The organism is Nocardia sp. CWNU-33 (genome assembly GCF_046764895.1).
Lineage (GTDB): Bacteria > Actinomycetota > Actinomycetes > Mycobacteriales > Mycobacteriaceae > Nocardia.
The window spans coordinates 1-10,050 of sequence record NZ_JBKOQN010000076.1; the positions used below are offsets into that span (position 1 = coordinate 1).

General features: G+C 68.1%; 1 protein-coding gene. It reads left to right on the forward strand.

What is annotated here, in order from left to right:
• A partial coding sequence (locus ACLMAL_RS39095; protein ID WP_412003682.1) for an amino acid adenylation domain-containing protein occupies window positions 1-10,050 on the forward strand: 10,050 nt, incomplete at both ends.

Below are 10,050 nucleotides of genomic sequence, written 5' to 3' on the forward strand. Positions count from 1 at the left end.
TGGATCGGGTCGGTGTGGACGACGATTTCTTCGATCTGGGTGGTAACTCGCTCATCGCGACCAGGGTGGTGTCGCGCATCGGGGCTGCGCTCGGGACGACGGTTCCGGTGCGGGCACTGTTCGAGGCCTCGACCGTGGAATCGCTTGCCGCACGGGTGGAATCGCATACCGACGGCGCCGCACGGGCTCGACTTGTTGCCCGCCCGCGCTCGGCGGACGAACTGGTGCCGCTGTCGTTCGCGCAGCAGCGCATGTGGTTCCTGAACAAGTACGACACCACGTCCGCGGCCTACAACCTGCCGGTCGCCATCCGTTTGACCGGCGCCCTCGATGTCGAGGCGCTGCGCCTGGCGGTGGCGGATGTGGTGCGCAGGCACGAATCGCTGCGCACCCGCTACCCGGAGCACGGCGGCACCCCGGTTCAGGTGATCGTGCCCGCCGAGGACATCGTGCTCGACCTGCACCCGGTCGCGGTCGACCCCGCACAGCTGACCACCGCGGTGACCGAGTTCGTCACGGCCGGATTCGATGTGGCAGAGCAGGTTCCGTTGCGGACCAGGCTGTACACGGCCGGTGTCGAGGACTACGTCTTCGTGGTCGTTGTGCACCACATCGCGGCGGACGGTTTCTCCGTCGGCCCGCTGACCCGTGACGTGATGCTCGCCTACACCGCGCGCGCCGAGGGGAGTGCACCCGGCTGGGCGCCGCTCGCCGTGCAGTACGCCGACTTCGCGGTCTGGCAGCGGGAAGTACTCGGCGCCGAGAACGACCCCGAGTCACTGCTGGCGCGCCAGGTGGCGCACTGGCAGCGTGCGCTCGACGGCGTTGCCGACGAACTGCCGTTGCCGACCGATCGGCCGCGCCCGGCGGTCGCCTCGCATCGCGGTGCGACTGTGCAGCGTGAGCTGCCGAGGGACCTCGTCGCGTCGCTGGACGACCTGGCCCGCCAACGCGGCGCGTCGCTGTTCATGGTGATGCACAGCGCGCTCGCGGTGTTGCTCGCCCGACTGTCGGGCACCGAGGACATCGCGGTCGGCACCCCGATCGCGGGCCGCGGCGAGCAGGCGCTCGACGACCTGGTCGGCATGTTCGTCAACACTCTGGTGCTGCGCACCGGGATCGAACCGGCCGAGTCGTTCACCGAACTGCTCGACCGGGTGCGCGGCACCGACCTGGACGCCTACGGCAACGCGGATGTGCCGTTCGAGCGACTGGTGGACCTGCTCGCGCCGGAACGCTCGCAGGCCCGCAACCCGCTGTTCCAGGTGATGCTCGCGTTCCAGAACCTGGACCGCACATCGCTGGAGCTGCCCGGGCTTTCGGTGTCGGCGCTCGAACTCGAAGAAAACGTGGCGCGCTTCGATCTGCAGTTCACGCTGTCGGAGAACGACGCAACCGGCATGACTCTGGCGCTGACCTACGCGACCGAGCTGTTCGACGAGTCGACGGCTCGCGATATCGCACAGCGCTGGCAGCGGGTGCTCGAGGCCGTGGCCGCCGATCCGGCCGCAGCGGTCGGCGCCATCGATGTGCTCGATGCGGCCGAGCATGCCGATCTGGTCGCTCGAACGGGTGCCCCTGCGGTGCCCGCGCGCACCCTGCCGGAGTTGCTGGCCGCCGCCGCGGCCCACGACCCGCAGGCGCCCGCGGTGGTGTTCCAGGGGACGAGTCTGTCCTATGCCGAACTGGACGAGCGGTCCAACCGCCTGGCCCGCATGCTGATTGCCGAGGGCGTCGGTCCCGAGGATCTGGTCGCCGTCGGTGTGCCACGTTCCGCCGACTCGGTGTTCGTATCCTGGGCGGTCGCCAAGAGCGGTGCGGCATTCGTGCCGCTCGACCCGAGCTACCCGGCCGAGCGCATCACGCACATGGTCACCGACTCCGGTTCGCTCCTCGGTCTCACCGTCGCCGCCGTGCGCGATGGTCTGCCGGAATCGGCGCGTTGGCTGGTACTCGACGACCTCGATCTGGATGCGTTCGACAGCGGCCCGATCACCGATGCCGACCGGGTCCGGCCGCTGCTGCCGCAGCACCCGGCCTATGTCATCTACACCTCCGGCTCGACCGGTGTGCCCAAGGGCGTCGTGGTCACCCACGCCGGCCTCGCCAACTTTGCTGTCGAGCAGGTCGAGCGGTTTGCGCTCGACTCCGGCTCCCGCGCACTGCATTTCGCTTCGCCCAGCTTCGACGCATCGATCCTCGAGCTGATGCTCGCGGTCGGTCCGGGTGGTGCGCTGGTGGTGGTGGCGCCGGGCGTCTACGGCGGCGAGGAGCTCTCCGAGCTGATCCGTAGCGAGCGCGTCACGCACGCGTTCATCACGCCTGCCGCGCTGGCCACCTTCGATCCGAGCGGCCTGGACTCTCTGCGGGTGCTGATCTCCGGAGGCGAAGCCTGCCCGCCGGAACTGGTCGCGAAATGGGCCGCGCCGCTGGCGGATGGCTCCGCACGCAAGGTCTACAACGCTTACGGCCCGACCGAGGCCACCGTCGCGACCAACATGAGCGACCCGCTGGTGATCGGCGAGACGGTGACCATCGGCGGCCCGATCCGCGGTATGCAGTCACTGATCCTCGATGCCCAATTGCGGCCCGTACCAGTGGGTGTCGCGGGTGAGCTGTACCTGTCGGGCATTCAGCTGGCACGCGGCTACCATGCGCGGGCCGGGCTGACCGCCGATCGGTTCGTGGCCAACCCGTATGCCGAAGGCCAGCGCATGTACCGCACCGGTGACGTGGTCCGCTGGACCCGTACGGGTGCGGTGGAGTACGTGGGCCGCTCCGACTTCCAGGTGAAGATCCGCGGCTTCCGTATCGAACTCGGCGAGATCGATGCCGCGCTCGCGTCGCACGAGACCGTCGACTTCGCGGTCACCATCGGGCACAAGAGCTCGGTGGGTGCCGTCACGCTGGTGTCGTATGTGGTTGCCGCGCCGGGCGAGTCGATCGACGTGGCCACGCTCACCGGACACGTCGCGGATCGGCTGCCCGCGTACATGGTGCCCTCGTCGGTGATGGTGATCGACCAGGTGCCGTTGACCGGGGCAGGCAAGCTGGACCGGAAGGCGCTGCCGGAGCCGGTATTCGCCACCGAGGTCGTGTTCCGAGCGCCGCGTACCCCCGTCGAACACACCATTGCCGAGGTCTTCGCCGAGGTGCTGGGTGTGGAGCGGGTCGGTGTCGACGATTCCTTCTTCGCGCTCGGCGGCGACAGCATTGTGTCGATCCAGCTCGTATCGCGCGCTCGGGCGCGTGGTGTCGTCTTCACACCGCGGCACGTCTTCGAACAGCGCACCGTGGCGGGGCTCGCCTCGGTCGCGGAGACCGCCGAAACCGCCGAGGCGACGCAGCCGGTGCTCGCCGAGCTGCCGGGTGGTGGCGTCGGTGCGATGCCGCTGACGCCGGTGGTGCGGTTCATGGCGGAACGGCGCGGTTCGTTCGGCCGGTTCAATCAGACACTGGCGCTGGAACTTCCGGTCGGTATCGACCGTGCGGGTATTGCGAAGACCGTCGGTGCGGTCATCGACCGGCACGACATGCTGCGGGCCCGGTTGCATCACGACGGTAGCGATTGGATCGTCGAAACCGCGGCGCCCGGCACCGTCGAGGTGGACGCGCTGATCGACCGGACCGAGTTCGACGCCGGTATCGACGATGCCGAACTCGTCGAGATTGCCGGCGCGGCACTGGACGCTTCGCTGGATCTGCTCGATCCGGCTGCGGGCGTGGTGATTCGGTTCGTCTGGCTGGAGCCGAACGACAGTGACCACAGTGGGCGATTGATCGTCGTCGGGCACCACCTCGTCGTGGACGGTGTTTCCTGGCGCATCCTGGTGCCGGACTTCGTCACGGCGTGGGGTCAGCTCACCGCCGGGCAGGAACCGGAGCTCGTCGCACCCGTTACATCTATGCGCGCGTGGGCCGACGCGCTGCGGCGCGAGGCCGAAAGTGCCGAGCGGGTCGCCGAACTCGACTATTGGCGTTCGGTGGTCGGGGCGGCGGACCCGGTGCTGACCGATCGACCGATGGATCCGGCAGTCGACACCGCGGGCGGTATCGAGAAGCTTCAGGTCGAGGTGTCCCCGGTGGTCACCAAGGCCCTGCTCACCACGGTGCCGGCACTCTTCCACGGCGGTGTCAACGACGGCCTGCTCACCGCGCTCGCCCTGGCGACCGCGAAATGGCGGGCCCGGCGCACCGGAACCAGCGCCGAGGACTCGCTGTTGATCCGGCTGGAAGGGCATGGTCGCGAAGAGGACATCGTCCCCGGCGCGGACCTGTCGCGCACCGTCGGCTGGTTCACCGCGATCTTCCCGGTCCGATTCGACCTGTCCGGCATCGACATCGATGCCGCGCTCGCCGGCGGCCCCGCGCTCGGCAAGGCCGTCAAGGCGGTCAAGGAGCAGCTGCTGGCCGTCCCGGACAAGGGCGTCGGCTACGGGTTGCTGCGCTACCTGAACAAGCGGACCGCCACCGAACTGCCCGTCGAGCTGCCCGGCCAGGTGAGCTTCAACTACCTCGGTCGGGTCTCCGACGGCGATGTGCCCGAGGCGCTGCGCGGCTTCGGCTGGATCCCCGCGGCCGATCTCGGCGCGCTCGGCGGCGCCTACGACGGCGACATGCCCGCGATGGCGCCGCTGGATATCAACGCCATCGTGGTCGGCGACAAGCTGACCGCGAACATCGGCTACCCGGCCACCCTGCTCGACGCCGCACAGGTTCGCGAATTCGCCGATCTGTGGATCACGGCACTGGAAGCGGTTGCGCGGCACGCCAACTCGGCAGGCGCCGGCGGACACACACCGTCCGACTTCGGTCTGGTGCGCAGCACACAGCGCGATATCGACGGCTGGGAGCAGCGATTCCCGTCCCTTGCCGATGTCTGGCCGCTGTCGGCGCTGCAGGCCGGTCTGCTGTTCCACGCCAGGCTGGCCGCCGGCTCGGTCGATGTGTACACCGCGCAGGCGGTGCTGACCCTCACCGGTCGGTTGGACGCGGCCAGGCTCCGTTCGGCCGCACAGGCGCTGGTAGATCGCTACGAGAACCTCCGCACCGCGTTCGTCACCGACAACGACGGCAATGCCGTGCAGGTGGTGCTCGACAGCGTCCGAGTGGCGTGGGCCGAGCACGATCGCATCGAATCCGGCGAGTTCGATGACCTCATCGTCGCCGATCGGATGCAGCGCTTCGATCTGACCGCGCCGCCGCTGATCCGGTTTACCCTGATCCAGGTCGCGCCGGATCGTTGGCAGTTCGCGGTGTCCAACCACCACATCCTGCTCGACGGCTGGTCGATGCCGCTGCTGATGCGGGATCTGCTGGTGCTCTATGCGGCACACGCCGACAGCAACGTGCTGCCCGCCGCCCGTTCCTACCGGCACTTCCTGGAATGGACCGCGCAGCAGGATCTTTCGGCCTCGGTGGGCGTGTGGCGCGAGTCGCTGCGCGGCGTCACCGAACCGACCCTGCTGGCCAGGCCGGATGCGGGGCGCGAGATCACCGCGCTGGCCGGGGAGTACCTCTTCGACCTCGACGAGTCGGCGACGACCCGGCTGACCACGCTCGCCGCCTCGCTCGGCGTCACGCCGAACACCGTTCTGCAGACCGCGTGGGGCATCCTCGTCGGCCGCATGACCGGTCGTGACGACGTGCTGTTCGGTACCACGGTTTCCGGCCGTCCCGCCCAGCTGACCGGCGTCGAATCCATGATCGGTCTGTTCATCAACACCGTCCCGGTGCGGGTGCGTTTCGATCCGTCCGAACCTGTCCGGCAGTTGCTCACCAGGACCCAGGGCGAGCAGGCCGACCTGCTCGACCATCACTACGTCGGCCTTGCCGAAATCCAGGCCGCCGCAGGCGTCGGTGGACTGTTCGACTCGCTGGTGGTGTTCGAGTCCTACCCGGTGGATTCCGAGGGCATCCGAGCGCAGGCCGCGGATATCGACGGCATGGCCGTGGTCGGCCTCGAAGCCGCCGACGCGACGCACTACCCGCTGACGCTGATCGCGCAGTTGGACACCCGACTGCGGATTCGCGCGGGCTACCTGCGCGATCTGTTCGACGAACAGACCGTGCAGCGGATCGCCGACCGACTCGTGCGCGTGCTCACCACCATGATCACCGAACCCGATCTGGCGGTCGGTGATATCGAGCTGCTCGACACCGCCGAGCGTGACCTGGTGGTGTCGGGCTGGAACGACACCGCGCACGCGATGGATTCGGCTGTTGTGCTCGGCCGTTCCGCAAGCTCCACGGCCTTGACGCTGGTGTCGATGTTCGAGGCGCAGCTGGTGAACTCGCCCGAGGCGACCGCGCTGACATTCGAGGGGACAAGTCTGTCCTACGACGAGTTCGCGGGCCGGGTGTATCGCCTGGCGCGCTGGCTCATCGAACGCGGCGTCGGCCCGGAATCGTATGTGGCACTCGGCATGCGACGGTCCATCGACCTGGTCGTCGGCATGTATGCGGTGACCGTGGCCGGGGGCGCCTATGTGCCGTTGGATCCGGATCATCCGGCCGAGCGCACGGAATACATTCTCGCCACGGCGGATCCGGTGTGTGTGCTCACCTCCGGCGACGATCTCGATATCGACACCGCGCAGGTCCGCATCGACATGCTCGACCTGGAGGGTCTGTCGGACGAGCCGGTGACCGATGCACAGCGGCGTGCTCCGCTGCTGCCGTCGAACACCGCCTACGTGATCTTTACCTCGGGATCGACGGGTCGCCCGAAGGGTGTCGCGGTCAGCCACGGTGCGATCGTGAACCGCCTGGTGTGGATGCAGTCGGCCTACGGCCTGACCGACACCGATGCGGTGCTGCAGAAGACCCCCGCGACCTTCGACGTCTCGGTGTGGGAGTTCTTCTGGCCGTTGCAGGTCGGCGCGCGCCTGGTGGTCGCGAAGCCGGACGGGCATCGGGATCCCGCCTACCTGGCCGAGATCATCGCGACCGAACGGGTCACCGTCACCCACTTCGTGCCGTCCATGCTCGCGGTATTCGTCGCCGAGGCGGCGGCCGCGCGCTGCGCGTCGCTGCGACTGGTTTTCGCCTCCGGTGAGGCGCTGCCGCCCAAGCCCGCGCACCGATTGCGCGAGCTCACCGGGGCAGCACTGCACAACCTGTACGGCCCGACCGAGGCCGCGGTCGACGTCACCTTCCACGAGGTGACCGAGGCCGATGTGGACACGGTGCCGATCGGTGCGCCGGTGTTCAACACCCAGGTGTATGTGCTGGATTCACGGTTGCGCCCGGTTCCGGTCGGTGTCGCGGGTGAGCTGTACCTTGCGGGCGACCAGCTGGCGACCGGGTATGTCGCGCGGGCCGATCTGACGAGCGATCGCTTCGTGGCGAACCCGTTCGGCAGTGCGGGCGTGCGCATGTACCGCACCGGTGACCTGGTGTCCTGGACCTCCGGCGGTGAGCTGGAGTACCTGGGCCGCACCGACTTCCAGGTGAAGCTGCGTGGTCTGCGTATCGAGCTGGGCGAGATCGAGTCGGCGCTGACGGCGCTGGACGAGGTCGCACAGGCGGTCGTCGTGGTGCGTAGCGATCAGCACACCGGCGATCAGTTGGTCGCTTATGTGATTGCGGCACCCAATGGTGGGCTGGACATCGAGACACTGCGCGAGGACCTCGGCAAGCAGTTGCCTGCCTACATGGTGCCGTCGGTGGTCATCGTGCTCGACGAGTTCCCGCTCAACGCCTCCGGCAAGTTGGACCGGAAGGCATTGCCCGCGCCGGTGTTCGAGGCCGCGGTATTCCGTGCGCCGACCACTCCGGTCGAGGAAATTATCGCGGCCACCTACGCCGATGTGCTCGGACTGGAGCGCGTCGGCCTGGACGACGACTTCTTCGCCCTCGGCGGTAACTCGCTGAGCGCCACCCAGGTCGCCGCCCGATTGTCCGCCGCCCTCGACACCGATCTCGGTGTTCGCGAGCTGTTCGAGGCGTCCACCGTCGGTGCGCTCGCGGCCCGCGCGGAGACCCGCGCAGGCGCCGGTGCACGCGCGGCGCTGGTCCCGCAACAGCGTCCCGACCGGGTGCCGCTGTCGCTGGCTCAGCAGCGGATGTGGTTCCTCAACCGCTTCGATCCGGAATCTGCTGTCGACAACATCCCTGGCGCCGTGCGGCTTTCGGGTCTGCTCGACCGGCAGGCATTGCAGATCGCGGTCGCCGACGTGCTCGCCAGGCACGAATCGCTGCGCACCTTCTACCCGGAGGTCGACGGGACCGCGTATCAGCAGACCGTCGCGACCGGCAAGGTGATCCCCGACTTCTACCCGGTCGATGTCACCGAAGCCGAACTGCCGCTGAGGCTTGCGGAAGTCGTGCTGACTGCCTTCGACGTCACCGTCGAGGTGCCGTTCCGGGCCAGGCTGTTCGAGATCAGCCCGACCGAACACGTGCTCGCCCTTGTGGTGCATCACATTTCGGCCGACGGCTTCTCCATGGGCCCACTGACCAGGGACATCATGACCGCCTACGCCGCGCGCGTCGACGGCGGCGAACCCGCATGGCGGCCGCTGGAGGTGCAGTATGCGGACTTCGCGCTGTGGCAGCGCGCGGTCCTCGGCGCCGAGGACGACGCGGATTCGGTGATCGCCCAGCAGGTCGGTTTCTGGTCCGACACCCTGCGCGGGTTGCCGGAACAGCTGGATCTGCCTGCCGATCGGTCGCGTCCGGAGGTCGCCTCGGGGCGTGGCGCGATCCATCGCTTCGAGATCGACGCGCAGACACATGCCGGGCTCAACAGTGTCGCCCGCGGTCGCGGCGCGACGTTGTTCATGGTCGCGCACACCGCGTTGGCCGTGCTGCTTTCGCGACTGAGCGGCGAACACGACATCGCCATCGGTACCCCCATCGCGGGCCGCGGCGAGCGAGCTCTCGATGATCTGATCGGCATGTTCGTCAACACCCTCGTGCTGCGGACACCGGTCGAGGATGAGGTGAGCTTCGCGGAGCTGCTGCGGTCGGTCCGTGCCACCGATATCGCGGCGTTCGGCCACGCCGACCTGCCGTTCGAGCGGCTGGTCGAGATTCTCAACCCCGTGCGGTCGCAGGCACGCAACCCGCTGTTCCAGGTTGCGCTGTCGTTCCAGAACACCGGTCAGAACACGCTGGAGCTGCCCGGGCTGACCGTCAGCGCCGTCGACCTGCCGATCGATGTTGCGAAATTCGATCTGCAACTGGTGCTGACCGAGAAGCCGACCATCGCCGACCCGGCGACCAATGGGTCCGGCACCGAAACGCCTGGTCTTACTGCGGAGCTGGTCTACGCGACCGACCTGTTCGACCCGGAGACGGCTGCCGCGATCGCCGATCGGTACCTGCGTATTCTGCGCACCGTCGCCGATCGACCCGACGTGCTTGTCGGCGACATCGACCTGCTCGACGCCGCGGAGCGGCTCGAGGTATCGCGTAACTGGGTGTCCTCGGGTGCGGACAGTGCCGTCGGCCGGTTCGCCGATCCGGATCTCACCCTGGCGGACCTGTTCGACGCGGCGGTCGCGGCATACCCGGATCACAGGGCGGCCCGCTTGGGTGCCGAGTCGTTGACCTATGCCGAGCTCGACCAGCGTGCGAATGTGTTGGCGCGCAGGCTGATTGCCGATGGTGCGGGTCCCGAGTCGCTGGTTGCGGTGATTCTGCCGCGGTCGCTGGACTTGGTTGTCGCGTTGTTGGCTGTGGTTAAGACGGGTGCGGGCTACGTGCCGGTGGACCCGACCTATCCGGCTGATCGCATCGCTTATGTGTTGTCGGATTCGCGTCCGACGAGTGTGATCGTCGATTCGACGGTCGAGGTGGCGGTGCCCGACGGCCTGCCGAGCATCGTGGTCGACGGATTCGATGCCACCGACTTCGACGATGCACCGATCACCGATGCGGACCGTAACGCGCCGTTGACCCCGGACAGCGTCGCCTATGTGATCTACACCTCCGGCTCGACGGGTCGCCCGAAGGGTGTTGCGGTTGCGCATCGGAATGTGGTGCGGCTGTTCGCCAACACCGATGCCGACTTCGGTTTCGGGCCGGATGATGTGTGGACTTTGT